Source organism: Exiguobacterium sp. 17-1 (genome assembly GCF_023096305.1).
Lineage (GTDB): Bacteria > Bacillota > Bacilli > Exiguobacteriales > Exiguobacteriaceae > Exiguobacterium_A > Exiguobacterium_A sibiricum_A.
Genome location: NZ_JALIGJ010000001.1, coordinates 240224 through 255488, shown reverse-complemented (window position 1 = coordinate 255488; position 15265 = coordinate 240224). Strand labels below are relative to the sequence as shown.

Sequence of the window (15265 nt, the reverse complement as noted above, 5' to 3'; positions counted from 1 at the left end):
AACACCTGAAACGACGAAAGCCCTACCTCTCTTTCGTTGTTACGGCTCCTTGGCCGCGCCAGCTGAATCAAGCGTTTTAGCAAGAATCAAGTTACGCGTTGGGTTGCGTATTTACTGGGATTTTTAGAATTTCGCTCGGAATGAGCTGAAAAGTATCGAATGGAAGGTTTATCTTGCTGGGTCAACTTCTTCTAGCTAAACAGAAGAAGGACAAAATAAAAGCGATGACTTATGTCTGACTCATTTGTCAGTAAGGTCTAAAAATCCTGACCTGATTATTAAATTGTGTATTTTAGTGATGGATTCTCACATGAGTGATCATCCCCGATTCATGACAAAGTTTAATATATCATGTTTTATTTTATAAAGTCAATCTTTTTTTACATCTTCTATTTTTTAATCCGAGTCCTTCTGTTGATTCCCACTTCAAACACCGCTATCGTTAAGGCTATTAGAAGATGATTGACATTACTATAGAAGAAACGAGGTTTTAAAGATGGCGATGAACCGACTGATCAATGAAAAAAGTCCTTACTTGCTCCAACACGCAACCAACCCTGTCAACTGGTATCCATGGGGGGAAGAAGCCTTTTCCGCTGCCCGTGCGGCGAATAAACCAATTTTTCTATCGATTGGTTATTCGACTTGTCATTGGTGTCATGTCCTGGCTCACGAAAGCTTCGAAGACGAAGAGACGGCTCGTCTGCTCAATGATCGTTTCATCTCGATTAAAGTCGACCGGGAAGAACGGCCGGATATCGATCAGATTTACATGACGGCGGCACAACTGATGAACGGACAAGGCGGTTGGCCGCTCAGTGTCTTCCTCTCCCCCGATCAGACACCGTTTTATATCGGGACCTATTTTCCGAAGACCCCGCAGTTCAATCGGCCGAGCTTTCGGCAAGTCATTCTGCAACTCAGTGAACATTACCGGACGGATCCGGACAAAATCCAACGGGTCGGTCAGGAAATCATCCAAGCATTAACGACAATCACAGACTTCAACTCATCAGATCAATTGGACGAAGCAGTGGTCCATGAGACGTTTGATCAGGCAATGCGTCAGTTTGATGTGGAGCACGGCGGGTTTGGTACAGCACCGAAGTTCCCCTCACCTTCCTTACTGACTTTTCTGCTCGATTATTACCGGTTTGCAGAGGATGAGACGGCTTTGCAGATGGTCATGCGGACATTAACCGCGATGCGTGACGGGGGGATTACGGATCATGTCGGTTTCGGTCTTTACCGGTATACGGTCGACGAACGCTGGGAAATCCCGCATTTCGAAAAAATGTTGTATGACAACGCGTTATTTGCAACGTTATGCATCGAGACGTACCAAGTGTCCGGCAGAGAACGGTTCAAACAATACGCAGAAGAAGTTTTTGCCTATATCGAACGCGATTTATCCTCTCCGGATGGCGCTTTTTATTCGGCAGAAGATGCGGACAGTGAAGGTCGTGAAGGACTTTTCTATACGTTCACTTTCGATGAACTCACGGATTTACTCGGGAAAGAGGCCGTGTTCCCATTGCTCTATCAAGCGACACCTCAAGGCAACTTTGAAGGACGGATTGTTTTTCGGCGGACCGGTCAATCGATCCAACAACTGGTGGCTGATCGCGGTTCTTCCATTCAAGACATTTTGATCCAACTCGAGCAGGAACGACAAACCTTGCTGCAGTTCCGCAATCAACGGACGCGCCCGTTCCGTGATGATAAAGTATTGACCTCCTGGAACGCTTTAATGATTTCTGCCTATGCGAAAGCCGGACGTGTTTTTGATGATGCCCGCTATACGCAACGCGCAACACAGGCATTGACGTTCCTCGAAACACATTTGATGGCAGGCGACCGTTTGCATGTCCGTTACCGCCAAGGTCATGTGCAGGGAAATGGTTATCTCGATGATTACAGCTTTTTGACGGAAGCGTATCTGGAATTGCATCAAACGACACAGCAGATCATCTACCTGAAACAAGCCATCACGCTGACAGAGCGGATGATGAAAGACTTTTCTGACGAGGATGGCAGCTTTTTCTTCACTTCAATCGATGACGAAACGTTGCTCGTTCGTCCAAAAGATGTATATGACGGTGTCAAACCCGCCGGAAACAGTACGGCTGTCTCGAATCTCCTCCGCTTATCGCAGCTGACAGGCCGGACAGATTACCGTGACCAGGCACAGCAGAATTTCACGACGCTCGCTTCAGAAGTCAAATCACAACCAACGGGCTTTGCCAGTCTTATAAGCGTCTATACCCGGACGTTGATGGAGCCAAAAGAATTGATCGTACTGACAGAAAACTATGGGGAGGTCGAGTCCTTCCTGACGCAACTCCACCAACGACGGTTGCCTGAACTGTCACTTCTCGTCGGTGAAAAAACGGTACTTCTTGAAATTGCTCCGTTCATTGCTGAGTATGATCCTCCGACCCAACAGGCAACAGCCTATCTTTGTCGTGATTTCCAGTGTGATCGACCGACAACAGATCTCTCCGAACTTCTCCGAAAAATCATCATATGACTTAATTCCCTTCTGTTTCCCAAAACAGAAGGGTTTTTTAAAAAACTAAACCCCTTTTTTCAAAAAAAATCTAAATATACTGTAGATAAATGTTTTATTGTCGATAGTAAGTATAGGCAAATTAATTTCACAACTTAGAATTGACATCCTAGAGCCCGATACGTCTTCGGACGAATTCTAACTAGGAGGATACGATCTTTGAACACGACACTATTCACGAAAACCTTGAAGATGCTGGTCAGCTTCATCCTGGTCCTCGGCATATTTGTTTCTTACAGTCCATCGCTCGAGGCCGCAACGACCAACGCAACGACCTACCGTCTGTCTGCTGATACTTATCTGTATGACAAGACGACATCTTCACGGAAACGCTTGTTGACGATCAAGACCGGAACTATCGTTTCATCCACGTATGCGTCGGCTTCTGGATTTTTCAGAAGAGTTTCATACGGTGGAAAAACGGGATATGTCGCGTCAAAATATCTAGCAGCATCTGATAACAAAGAAACGATCAAGGGACAACGGTTCCTCGTTTCGAAAAAGACGACCCTTCATACGTCGGCGTCGGCTACAGCGCCTGTCATCGCTACATTAAATGAACAGGATGCGTACTACAGTTCACAAAAAATCACGAATTCGTTTGGCGAAGTCTGGTACCGCGTTAACTATGACGGTAAGACCGTTTATGCGCGTGCCTTGAACACGACACCCATCGCCTATACGAAAATGTCGAAAACCGCTTTAAAGACGACAGACGGTTACATTCTCCGTCAATATGCCGGTACAGCCTATCCGCGGCAGATTGTCGTTCCAACAGGTACTTCCCTGCAAACGACCGGACGAATCGGTGACTGGTACAATGTCACGTATGCAGGCAAGTCAGGGTATATGCATAAAGGGGCATTCGCCGGCTCTTCGAAACAAGAAGTGACGACGATTCCGGAAACAGCGTTCAAGACGAAATCTGCTCTTGTCCTGTATGACACGACGGACGGAACAAAACGCCCGCTCGTCACGATTCCAAAAGGTGCGATCGTCAAATCGACGGCTCGTTCCGGTCTCTATCACCGTGTCACGTACGACGGGAAAACAGGCTATGCCTTGACTGCTGCTTTGAGCGAATATACGGCAAAGGTCAAGTTAGCATCGTCACGGTTCCTGTTGACGAACTCGGTTGAAATCAAAGCCACTCCGTTCTCATCCGGTGCGACACTGGCCGGCTTACAAACAGGTAACGTCTACTATACGACACAACTCGTGACGAATCCGATCGGTGAGCAGTGGCATAAGGTCTCAAAAGACGGCAAAACAGGTTACGTTAAAATCAACCAAGGAAACACGATCAAGTACTATACCGTCCACGATCTTTCTTTAAAGACGACGACAGCGACAGCGATCCATTCGTATGCCGGACCTTCTTACGGAATCATCAAAACGATTCCAAACGGGACCGTCATCAAGATCCAGGGTCAAATCGGAAACTGGTATAAAGTCTCGTATGACGGAAAATCAGGTTACGCCTCAGGTACGACGTTTACGGATTACGTGACGACACAACCGATTCCAGCAACAGATATCAAACTTCAAGCGGATGTCGCGATGAAAGCAGCACCAAAAGCAACAGCTGCAACGGTCACGACGTTTAAGACAAATGATATCTATCAAACGAATCAACTCGTCACGAACGGTTCTTCCAAATGGCACCGTGTGACAAAAGATGGCCAGAGCGGATACGTCCCTGTCGACCAGGGAACACCTGTCGCCTACAGCTCAGAGAACCTGGCGATGAAAGTAACGGAAACGACTGTACTGCGTACATATGCAGGAAATTCATATGCGACTGTCGCCACGATCACAACAGGTACGAACGTCCAGGTCATCGGAAAAATCCAAGATTGGTACAAAGTGTCGGCTAACGGGAAAACCGGTTATGTCGCTGCGGGTACGATGACAGAATTGATTACGAAAAAGACATTGCCTGCTTCACGGTTCGTTTTATCGAAGTCGGTCGATGTGAAGAAATCCCATCAGTCGACGGCAGATACATGGACGAAACTAGAAGCAAATGATGTCTACTACACGACACAACTCGTCACGAACGGCCGGTCGGAACAATGGCACCGCATGACGATTAACGGGAAAACCGGTTATGTTCGTATCAACCAAGGAACATCGATTGACTACAAAGCATTACCGGCAACAAAGTATAAAACGTCAGCTGCAACGCCGCTCCGGTCATATGCCGGACCATCTTACGCTCCGGTCACGACGATTCCAAACGGAACAGTCATTACGGTGACAGGTCAAATCGGTAATTGGATGAAAATCACTTATGCTGGTAAAAGCGGTTATGCGGTTGCTTCCGCTTTGACGGAGTTTTCGGAAACAAAGACGATTGCAGAAGCCCGCTTCTTACTCGATGCTCCGATTGCTGTCAAAAGTGACGCAAAAGATTCAGCGACGACAATCGCCAACTTAAACAAAGGCAATGTCTATACGACGAAAACACTTGTCACGACATCCGCCAATGGACAGTGGCATCAAGTCATCATCAACGGAAAAACAGGTTACATCAAACTCGGTCAACCGACTTCACCAATCACTTATGAGCCGATTGAAAAATCGTTTGTTCGGGCAACCGGGACGACTTCACTCCGGTCTTACGTCGGGGATGCCTATCAACTCGTCGCTTCCATTCCGGCGAACACGGTTTTACCGGTCACTGGAAAAATCGGCAGCTGGTATGAAGTTTCTTATGAAGGGAAGACGCTTTATGCGTACAACGGAACAATGGTCATGACATCTGCCAAACTGAACGTCTATAATTCGGTTGCGACTCCGTATACGTTTGACAGCTTCATCAGTGCCCAAATGAAACTGAATCCAGCACCACAAACTGATTTATATGCTTCCAAGCTGATGTACATCAGTGCAGATTACGTTCGCCTCGGCGGTGCACTTGATCCTGTCAATGGAACGATTGCCACTGTCACGGCAACGACACCGCTTAACATCCGCTCTGGTGCGACGACTGCCAGTCACGTATATGGTCAGTTCAAACCAAATGCGATGATTAAGGTCTATCAAAACGTCAGCGGATTCTACACGACGTATCCGCGTGTCTATACATCGACGACAAGATATTCAACAATCTATTGGTTGAATGCCCTTGAATCCGATGTCCGTGATGCGGCTGATCCGTTAAAAGTCGACCGTCAATCATCTGCCTATTATCAGTTCCTTGACTTATCCAAATCAACAGGTGCTTCAGCAGCGACGTTGAATAACATCCTCGCGACTAAAGGAATCTTCGGTAAATGTACGACAGGCAGTTGCGGACAAGCCTTCATCGATGCAGGCGCAAAATATTCGGTCAACGAAGCCTACCTGATCTCACATGCTTTACTTGAGACCGGTAACGGGACGTCGAAACTTGCGACGGGCGTCATCTGGAACGGACGGACTGTCTACAACATGTACGGAATCGGCGCGTATGACTACGATGCCATCAATACAGGTGCTGCGTATGCGTACAGCAAAGGGTGGTTCACACCGGAAGCCGCCATCGTCGGTGGTGCTGAATTCATCAGTACGACATACATCCATAATGCATACGATCAAAACACACTCTACAAAATGCGTTGGAGCCCGATGCGTCCTGGTGTTCACCAGTATGCGACGGATATGGGCTGGGCGGTCAAACAAACAACCCAGATCTATAAGCTCTATGAACAAATGGATAGCTATACGGCTGTCTTTGATATTCCAGTCTTCGCACGTTAAGGAATACAAAAAAATCCAGACATTGAATCAAATGATTCGTTGTCTGGATTTTTTGTGTGCTTTAATCGTCGCCATCTGACGGAAGACGTCTCCTGCATTTACGCGGAAGAGACACCCTGTCAGACTTGGTCATCCGAGACGATTTGCAAATCAATGCCCCGGTTTTGACGCATGATTTGAGTAACGATCGAGCCGCGCCGGATCTCCTGCCAACGGGTCCGTGCGGATTGACCGAGCACGATTTGTGTGATGCGGTGATGTTTTGCGGCCGCCGTGATGGTTTCCGCAATCGAACGTTCCCCTTGAATCCGAATTAAGACTTCTGCGTCAAACAAGGCACCACTTTCGCGTAACATCGCCAGTATTTCTTTTTGAGATGCCGCTAGCTGATTTTCCGGTTTGGGTAGAATCGTCAAGATATAGAGATCCGCTTTCATCCGGCTCGCCATCCGAAATCCACGATAAATCAACTTTCGCGCATTTTCATTCAACTGGACGCAAACCAAAATTCGTTCCTGTAGTAATGTCGGATCTTTTTCAATCAGCAGACGGGCTTGATACACTTGATCGTCGACTTCATCTGCGACTTGCCGGAGCGATAACTCCCGTAAGCTCGCTAAATTTTGTAAGGAGAAAAAAGAATTCAAGCTCTGTTCGATTTTCTCTTTTTTATAGATTTTTCCATGTTCCAATCGCTCGCGCAAGGTTTGCGGTGTCACGTCGACCAGTAAAATCTCGTCCGCCTCACCGAGGAAGGGATCCGGAATCCGTTCACGTACTTCGACCCCAGTCATTTCTTTCACCTTAAACAACAAGCTTTCGAAATGTTGGATGTTGACGGCCGAATAGACATTGATTCCCGCTTCAAGCAGGACGGAGACATCCTGATACCGTTTTTTTCGAACTGATCCGGGAGCATTCGTGTGCGCCAGTTCATCAATCAAAACGATATCCGGCTTCCGGGCAACAATCGCGTCGACGTTCACCTCAAGAAAAACCTTCTCTTTATAGTGCACTTCGAGTAACGGAACCTGCTCGAGCCGTCCAATCATCTCTGCCGTATCGCGTCGGCCGTGTGTCTCAATCAAACCGATGACGACGTCTTTTCCTTCCCCGACTAACGCATGTGCATCCGCGAGCATCTTATACGTCTTTCCGACACCGGGAGCCGAGCCGATGTACAGCTTCAGCTTCCCGCGTGTCATGATTGACTCCGATCAAGCTTCAGATTCAACATCAGAACGTTCACGTATTGATTATTCCCTGCTTCCTTGTCAATCAATCGTCGAACCGTATCAGGCGACAGATTTCGTTCGGTTGCAATACGTTTCACCTGTGCCCGTGCATAGTCGAGCGAGATGTGCGGATCGAAGCCAGAACCGGATGTCACGCGGGCATCGTCCGGAAGCGAAGCGCCGTCCACTTGGTTCTGTTTCTCGAATTCCGCCATCTTCTTGCCAAGCTCCGGGTTCGATGCTGCCAGGTTATCCCCAGCAGATGATCCCGCTAATTGATCGACTGCTGACGGACGTCCATGGAAGTACTGTTTGGACGTAAAGGGTTGTGCGATCAATTCCGATCCGATGAATTTTCCGTTTTCCTGCACCAGTGAACCGGCTGCTTTGTCCGGGACAAGTAACTGACCGAATAAGGTCAGCAAAGCGGGAAAAACAATCCCGCACAACGCTGTGACGAAAACCGTCACACGAATGGCCTGTTTCATGATTCTGTTCTCCTTATAGGATGCTTGCAAGCAAGACATCAATGATTTTAATGCCGATGAACGGGACGATGACGCCGCCAAGACCATAGATGAGTAAATTCCGGCCGAGCAGTTGATCTGCCGTCATCGGTTTATACGAGACACCTTTCATCGCCAGCGGAATTAGCATCGGGATGATGATCGCGTTAAAGATCAGTGCCGACAGGATGGCCGTCGTCGGGGAATCGAGTCGCATGATGTTCAGCAGTTCCATCTGAGGAATCGCCACCATGAAGATTGCCGGAATGATCGCAAAGTATTTCGCGACATCATTGGCAATCGAGAACGTCGTCAACGCGCCGCGTGTCATCAGCAACTGTTTCCCGATTTCGACGACTTCGATGATCTTCGTCGGATTGGAATCGAGATCAATCATGTTGGCTGCTTCTTTTGCTGCCTGTGTCCCGCTGTTCATCGCAAGACCGACGTCGGCCTGCGCAAGCGCCGGCGCATCGTTCGTTCCGTCCCCCGTCATCGCGACCAAGTGTCCGGCGTCCTGCTCGCGTTTGATGACCCGGATTTTATCTTCCGGTGTACATTCGGCGACGAAGTCATCGACTCCGGCTTCCTGGGCGATCGTCGCTGCCGTCAATGGATTGTCACCGGTACACATGACGGTTTTAATCCCCATCTCCCGCAGGCGGTCAAAACGTTCCCGCATGCCTGGTTTGACCGTATCTTTCAAGTAAATGACACCTAAGATCGTCGAATCGATGGCAACGACGAGCGGAGTGCCGCCGAGACGGGAAATCTGCTCGACCGTTTCCTGCAGATTGCTAGGAATGTCTCCTCCTTGATCTGCAACCCACTGTTGAATCGCTTGACCGGCCCCTTTCCGAACGCGGCGACCGTCTGCTAAATCAAGTCCCGACATCCGCGTTTCCGCCCGAAACGGAATGATTTCCGCCCCGTCCAACTGTTTTTGTTCAATCGGCATGTTTCGTAATTCGGCAAGTTCCAGGACCGAACGTCCTTCCGGTGTCTCATCGGCAAGTGATGAAAGCGTCGCGCCGGCAAAGACGGCTTCCGTCGTCGCGTCACCGACCGGTAGAATATCGGACGCCATCCGGTTCCCGAACGTAATCGTACCGGTCTTATCGAGAATGATCGTTTGGATGTCTCCTGCCGCTTCGACCGCCTTTCCACTCATCGCAATGACGTTAAAACGGGTCACTCGGTCCATCCCGGCAATTCCGATTGCCGATAACAATCCGCCGATTGTCGTCGGAATCAAACAGACGAGCAGTGCAATCAAGATCGGACCCGACAAGCTGAATCCTAAATAATTCGTAAAGACAGGCAGTGTCATGACAACGAGTAAAAAAATCAGTGTCAAGCTCGTCAGCAAGGTCGACAGCGCCAACTCGTTTGGTGTTTTTTGCCGGCTTGCCCCTTCGACGAGCGCAATCATCTGATCGAGGAACGACTCGCCGGGATTGCTTGTGATCCGGACTTCGATTTCATCACTGACGACTAACGTGCCGCCGATGACAGACGAAAAGTCGCCCCCGGCTTCTTTGATGACCGGTGCCGATTCTCCGGTAATCGCGGATTCATCAATCGATGCCAGACCTTTGATGATTTCCCCGTCCCCCGGTACATATTCACCGGTCCGGACGAAAACGATGTCGCCTTTACGCAGTGTTGCCGAGGACACGTTCTCGATCATTTGACCGACTCGTTTGCGTGCCGTGACATCGGCTTTCGAAGCTTTCAATGAATCCGCCTGCGCTTTCCCGCGTCCTTCAGCGATCGATTCAGCGAAATTCGCGAATAAGACGGTCAGGAACAGGATGATGCTGACGGCTAAGTTAAAGCCGCGCATCTCATCGATGAAAATGGTGTACCCGATTGCCAGCAGGCAACCGATCCAGACGACGAACATGATCGGTTGTTTGACCATATGCGCCGGATTTAGTTTTTTCAAGGCATCAAGTGTCGCTTGTTTCGCAATCGACGGATTGACGGCTGATGTTGACGCTTTTTCCGGAACGTTCGGTTCCTGCTCAACGGATTGATGTTTGATTGGTTCCATCATATTTCATTATCTCCTGTTCACATCGTCAGCCAATCCGCGATAGGTCCAAGTACGAGCACCGGCAAGAATGTGAGTGCACCGACGAGTACGACCGTACCGAGGAAAACTGTACCGAATAGTGGGGTATCTGTTTTAAACGAAAATTCATCTTGTGGAACAGCCGGTTTTGCTTTCAGTGATCCGGCAATCGCAAGCATCAGGATCAACGGAATGTAACGACCGAAGAATAGGGCAAACGACGTCGAAACATTCCAGTAGACGTTCGCATCGCCGAGTCCCTCAAAACCGGAGCCGTTGTTAGCCGTCGCTGAGGTGAACTCATACAAGACTTGTGACAGGCCATGGTACCCGGGATTGGAAATTGCCCCGACACCTGGTGCAACGTACATCGAAATCGCTGTTCCGACCAGAATCAGAAACGGCGGGACGAGCAAGGTGATTGCCATTAGTTTGACCTCAAACGTCTCCAGCTTCTTGCCGAGGAAGGTCGGTGTCCGGCCGATCAACAGTCCCGTCAGGAAGACGGCAACGAACGCGTACAGCAGTACGTTCAGGAAACCGGCGCCCGTTCCGCCGTAAACGACGTTCAGCATCATGTTTCCGAGCTGAATCAGTCCGGCAAGCGGATGAAGAGAGTCATGCATCGCATTGACGGCACCGGTTTCAGCGGCTGTCGTAATGGAACTGTACAAGGCGGTTCCGACTTGACCGAATCGGAGTTCCTGACCGTGTGCGGTCGGATTCGCAAACAAACTGCCGGCCATTCCGAACGTCATCATGACAAACAGGATCGTCATCACACCGAGGAACAGACGGCCCTGCTTCGCTGAACCGATGATTTTTCCGTAAGCGACCGGAAGTGACATCGGAATCAACAGCATCAAAAACATCTGGATGAAGTTAACGTATTGGTTCGGGTTTTCAAACGGATGCGCTCCGTTGGCTCCGAAGAAACCACCGCCGTTGTTCCCGAGCTGTTTAATGACTTCAAAGGCAGCGACCGGTCCGCGGTAAATCAACTGCTTCGCGCCTTCGAGCGTCGTGACGTTGACGGCACCACCGAACGTCTGCGGTACACCAAACAGAATCATCAACAATCCAAACACAAACGAAACCGGTAACAGGATCCGGACGATGAAACGGACAAAGTCGGCATAAAAATTTCCGAGCGGTTTGTTGGCAAGTCCGCGAATGACTGCCATACAAACGGTGAACGCCATCGTCGGTGCGACGAACAGCATCGTTCCGAGGACAAATGTCTGCGACAGATACGATAACGCTTCACCTGAATAGTGCTGTTGATCGGTATTGGTCATGAAGCTGATTGTCGTATGCAGTGCGGTCGACCAGTCAAGATTAGCGGCACCGTTCGGATTCAGAGGCAAACTTCCCTGAAAACGCAGCAACAGATACCCTCCGACAAAAAATAACAAGTTGACGAGTAACAGACTTTTCGCATAACCGACCCACGATTGGTCTTGTTTTCGTTCATCCACACCAAGTACAAGTAAAAATCGCCGTTCAATTTTACCGAACGAATCCATTTTCCGGTCTTCGACAGGTGCAAAATAGGTTCCGATGTAACGGCCGAGCAAGACGGCTGCTCCGAGTGCAATGATGAGCAATATCCAAAACTGGATTAAAAATTGAGTCCACATGATTTGTTTCTCCTATGCGATTAGAATTTTTCTGGATAAATCAAACAATAACTCAGATACAAAAAGACAAGGCAACCGGCAGCGAGTAAAAACCATGTCATTTCCGGTCACCTGCCCGCCATTGAATCCGTTCAATCAGACCAATCATCAAAAATGACGTTCCGAAAAAGAAAACAAATAACAAAACACTCCAAAGATCCCCCATTTTGAAATTACCTCCATATTATTCAATATTTTTACAATTAAACACGACAAAAAAGACGATGCAAGGCAGTAACGGCCCCAGCATCGCCTTAAAAAATTGGCATCACTGAATAAGAGTCGTTCCCTCCTAAAAACGCCTGCGGGGTTAGCTGTCGGATTCGGGCATACCTAGGATTTCGCCCTACTTCTCATTTCGAGAAGATTCACCCCGTGTCACGTATCGTGACGGTTGGGTCCCCCGCTTCAATCATGAATTCGGCGTACTTTGAGATCGAAGCATTAACATGTTAGTGTTCGTTGATGAGATGGATATTACTCCGATTATTCAAGCTTGTAAATAGAATTTCTAAAAAAAATATAATCAGACTTTTTGATGACTTATTTTATAAAAATAGTGTTTTTAACATGTATGCTATAGAAGAAAAAAAACCGCAGGAACCGATTCCTTCATCTGAATGGAAAACATCCTTCAGCAGGAAATCGGACTGCGGTTTTTTTGAATCAACATCGGTTATGATTGCTCATTCAGTTTGGCCTGGACCGTCAAAGGAGCTAGCATCGTCACCCACAGGGCGACCACTCCAGAAACAAGAATCACAATATCGCGTTCGAATCCGAGGGTCAGCAATGTAATACAGCTTGCGACCAAGACGAGACAAAGCGTCGCGATCATGACAAAACGCGATTGTTTCAACATCTTTCTCATGTGGCATCTCTCCTTTCCTTCCAAAGTCTTTTATATTTTATCAAATATCGGCACGATTCAGAGCGGCTGACACCGGATTGTGAAGGGATTGTCATCTGACAACCGTTTTTCAGGCGAAAGCCGGAGGCATTTGCTACACTGGAATTAAGACCATAAGGGGGAATTTAAACATGTTACAGGAGCAGACATTTCAACGGATCGATGGTACGGAAGCAACATTAAAAGATTATCCGGGACAGGCTTGGCTGATCGTCAACACAGCGAGTAAATGCGGTTTGACACCACAGTTTGAAGGACTGGAACAACTTCATCAGGACTACCGGAAACAAGGACTCGTCGTCCTCGGTTTCCCGTGTAATCAGTTTGCCGGACAAGATCCGGGAACGGACGAAGAAATCCAGAGCTTTTGCCAAATGAACTACGGCGTGACGTTCCCTGTCTTCTCAAAAATCGAAGTCAACGGGGAAGGTACACATCCTTTGTTCGCAGAATTGAAAGCACTTGCCCCGAACACGACGGGCGAGCAGGACGTCGAATGGAACTTCACGAAATTTTTAGTGACGCGTGACGGGGAAGTCACACGATTCGCACCGAAAACTAATCCGACGGATCTTGTCGCAGCCATTGAACGGATTGTCGTTCCGGTTTAACATCGCTTCGTACGAAGCACATCTTTCCATCAGACAAACGGGGGAGCGGATTTAACATCCGTCCCCCTGTTTTCTTTCTATTTCTTTTTGCTGATACAAAACAACTCACGGTGTCCCCGGATCCAAATGCCCTTTGATCATTTCTTCCGCCAACACTTTCACATCCTCGACATCCCGCATGTCTGTAAACGGATGCCCCCATACATCGAGCGATTCGATTTCTTCGATCGGCTGGGTCCGGAAACGTTTTCCGGTCGGTTCAAATAATCCGGCAGCCGTGGATTCGAAGGCGGCATACTTTAGCAACCATGGTTTATCGAGCAACAGTTTTGTCGTCTGTTTCGGGTTTTTGAACATGACGTCTCCGACCAGGACGACTGGATCAAATCGTTCGTGGAGCGGATGTGTGTATTGAACGGAAACAATCAGCGCATGATTCGAGACTTTCTCATTTTGACGTGTGTAAGACCGAGTCAAAAAATGCGGAACAAGCGACTCCGCGCTGTCTTTCGTCTGATGAATGCTGATACCGTGTTCCGTTTGGACGACGTCCGGTAAAATCGGTTCGTAACCCCGATTGGCGAGTTGTTGATCGAGCTCCTTGAATAACAATAATGTATGTTCGACGAGTGCCCGGACTTGTCGAAATGACAGTTGAATCGACTGATTGATCATGATGGTGACCTGCCTTCCAATTGATAGAGTAATATAGTTTCTTTTACCCTAAGCGCTGTCGCTTCATTCCTTTTCCAGTCAACCATTTCCCTAAATTAGAAAAGTCATTTCGGGTTTAAACGTCGGACGATTTGCTCTGCCCGTCGCGCCAGCCGCTGTTTCGTGACGAACGGATCGAGTGTCTTCACTTCATCCGGATCATGAATCGCTTCGCAGATCCACGCCTGTTCCAGCCGTTCCGTGACTTCTCCTGCCAGTAAGATACAAGGAATACCCGCACGATCAGCTAATGCACTGACTTGTGAAGGAAGCTTTCCCATCGCGGTTTGTCGGTCCACCCGCCCTTCCCCCGTCCAGACATAATCTGCCCGTTCGATTCGTTCCTTCGCATGAATCATCCTTAGGATGAACGATGCTCCCGATTCGATCGAAGCACCGAGCGCGTATGCCGCTCCACCAAGTCCTCCGGCAGCCCCCGCCCCTTTGATGTGTTCGATTTGAAGCCGGCGTCCAATCTCTGTTAACCGTCCATCGAGTACAGCAATTTCGGATGCGTTCAATCCTTTTTGAGGTCCAAAGACACATGCAGCTCCTTGTTCACCGGCATATGAAGCTGTGACATCTGCTAAGACATGTAAGGACATGCCTGTTTTCGGCAGACGAAGTTGCTTTGTTTCCATCAACGGATTCGTTTGCCACGAAATCGGTCTGCCTGTTTGCGTCAACAAGTCAGCCCCCAGTTCCGCCAAAAAACCAAGTCCGCCATCGGTCGTCGCCGTACCGCCCAGGGCAAGAAAGATATCAGATGCATCAGTCGCCAACACGTGTCGGACGAGACGCCCGACACCCCGTGTATGTAACGAAAACGCATCATCCTCCGGACGTTTCAAGTGCAGCCCGCAAATCATCGCCACTTCGACCACCGCAATCCGGTCTTTTTGAGCATAGGATACTTCAATCGGACGACCGGCTAAATCGATTGTCGGAGTAATGATTTTTTCAAATCCATTGGCGGATAACACGTCAATCGTCCCCTCTCCACCGTCCGCGACAGGACTCCAATCAATTGTCGCGTCAGGATCGGCGTGTAAGATTCCAGTCTTGATGGCACGCGCTGCATCCGCCGAACCGAGACAGCCTTTGAAGCTGTCGATACCGATAAAATGATGCATCTTGATTGCCTCCTGTGACTTGTCTTTTTTTTGACCATCTAAAAAAAGTAAAATATGATATGATAATTGTCATGCACACGACACGTT

At 48.6% G+C, this 15265-nt stretch carries 10 protein-coding genes and 1 riboswitch; of the genes, 3 read left to right on the top strand and 7 right to left on the bottom strand.

The window, feature by feature from the left end; genetic code table 11:
* Nucleotides 1-496 precede the first annotated feature (496 nt).
* On the top strand, nt 497-2530 hold the full coding sequence (locus MUN34_RS01215; protein ID WP_247856675.1) for a thioredoxin domain-containing protein: 2034 nt from the start codon (nt 497-499) through the stop codon (nt 2528-2530).
* Between the two features lie 198 nt (nt 2531-2728).
* On the top strand, nt 2729-6313 hold the full coding sequence (locus MUN34_RS01210; RefSeq protein ID WP_247856674.1) for an SH3 domain-containing protein: 3585 nt from the start codon (nt 2729-2731) through the stop codon (nt 6311-6313).
* Nucleotides 6314-6432: 119 nt separating this feature from the next.
* On the opposite strand, the gene MUN34_RS01205 is transcribed toward MUN34_RS01210, so the two are convergent.
* The 5 genes from MUN34_RS01205 to MUN34_RS01185 all read right to left on the bottom strand — a co-directional run bounded on the left by MUN34_RS01205 (nt 6433) and on the right by MUN34_RS01185 (nt 12681).
* Nucleotides 6433-7518, bottom strand: a complete 1086-nt coding sequence (locus MUN34_RS01205) for a universal stress protein (RefSeq protein WP_247856673.1) — start codon at nt 7516-7518, stop codon at nt 6433-6435.
* On the bottom strand, nt 7515-8036 hold the full coding sequence (locus MUN34_RS01200) for a potassium-transporting ATPase subunit C (protein ID WP_026827452.1): 522 nt from the start codon (nt 8034-8036) through the stop codon (nt 7515-7517). The genes MUN34_RS01205 and MUN34_RS01200 overlap by 4 nt, the downstream gene beginning before the upstream one ends.
* A 13-nt stretch (nt 8037-8049) precedes the next feature.
* A complete protein-coding gene (gene kdpB, locus MUN34_RS01195; RefSeq protein WP_247856672.1) occupies nt 8050-10113 on the bottom strand; it encodes a potassium-transporting ATPase subunit KdpB in 2064 nt (687 codons plus the stop codon).
* A 17-nt stretch (nt 10114-10130) separates the two neighbouring features.
* Complete coding sequence (gene kdpA / locus MUN34_RS01190) at nt 10131-11771, bottom strand: potassium-transporting ATPase subunit KdpA (RefSeq protein WP_247856671.1); 1641 nt, start codon at nt 11769-11771, stop codon at nt 10131-10133.
* Between the two features lie 323 nt (nt 11772-12094).
* Nucleotides 12095-12246, bottom strand: a riboswitch (cyclic di-AMP (ydaO/yuaA leader).
* A 240-nt stretch (nt 12247-12486) separates the two neighbouring features.
* Nucleotides 12487-12681, bottom strand: a complete 195-nt coding sequence (locus tag MUN34_RS01185) for a hypothetical protein (RefSeq protein ID WP_026827449.1) — start codon at nt 12679-12681, stop codon at nt 12487-12489.
* A 170-nt stretch (nt 12682-12851) separates the two neighbouring features.
* Here MUN34_RS01185 and MUN34_RS01180 point away from each other — a divergent pair, with 170 nt between their 5' ends.
* On the top strand, nt 12852-13331 hold the full coding sequence (locus MUN34_RS01180) for a glutathione peroxidase (protein ID WP_026827448.1): 480 nt from the start codon (nt 12852-12854) through the stop codon (nt 13329-13331).
* Between the two features lie 105 nt (nt 13332-13436).
* Here MUN34_RS01180 and MUN34_RS01175 read toward each other — a convergent pair whose 3' ends face one another.
* Nucleotides 13437-14006: a hypothetical protein gene (locus tag MUN34_RS01175; protein WP_247856670.1), complete on the bottom strand. Its 570-nt coding sequence runs from the start codon at nt 14004-14006 to the stop codon at nt 13437-13439.
* Nucleotides 14007-14110: 104 nt separating this feature from the next.
* Complete coding sequence (locus MUN34_RS01170) at nt 14111-15178, bottom strand: glycerate kinase family protein (RefSeq protein ID WP_247856669.1); 1068 nt, start codon at nt 15176-15178, stop codon at nt 14111-14113.
* Nucleotides 15179-15265 lie beyond the last annotated feature (87 nt).

What these genes read in the sequence shown, in the direction of transcription:
- MUN34_RS01180 (WP_026827448.1), top strand. Translation starts at nt 12,852, where the DNA reads ATGTTACAGGAGCAGACATTTCAACGGATCGATGGTACGGAAGCAACA.
- MUN34_RS01170 (WP_247856669.1), bottom strand. Translation starts at nt 15,178, where the DNA reads ATGCATCATTTTATCGGTATCGACAGCTTCAAAGGCTGTCTCGGTTCG.
- kdpB (WP_247856672.1), bottom strand. Translation starts at nt 10,113, where the DNA reads ATGATGGAACCAATCAAACATCAATCCGTTGAGCAGGAACCGAACGTT.
- MUN34_RS01175 (WP_247856670.1), bottom strand. Translation starts at nt 14,006, where the DNA reads ATGATCAATCAGTCGATTCAACTGTCATTTCGACAAGTCCGGGCACTC.
- MUN34_RS01200 (WP_026827452.1), bottom strand. Translation starts at nt 8,036, where the DNA reads ATGAAACAGGCCATTCGTGTGACGGTTTTCGTCACAGCGTTGTGCGGG.
- MUN34_RS01185 (WP_026827449.1), bottom strand. Translation starts at nt 12,681, where the DNA reads ATGAGAAAGATGTTGAAACAATCGCGTTTTGTCATGATCGCGACGCTT.
- MUN34_RS01205 (WP_247856673.1), bottom strand. Translation starts at nt 7,518, where the DNA reads ATGACACGCGGGAAGCTGAAGCTGTACATCGGCTCGGCTCCCGGTGTC.
- MUN34_RS01215 (WP_247856675.1), top strand. Translation starts at nt 497, where the DNA reads ATGGCGATGAACCGACTGATCAATGAAAAAAGTCCTTACTTGCTCCAA.
- kdpA (WP_247856671.1), bottom strand. Translation starts at nt 11,771, where the DNA reads ATGTGGACTCAATTTTTAATCCAGTTTTGGATATTGCTCATCATTGCA.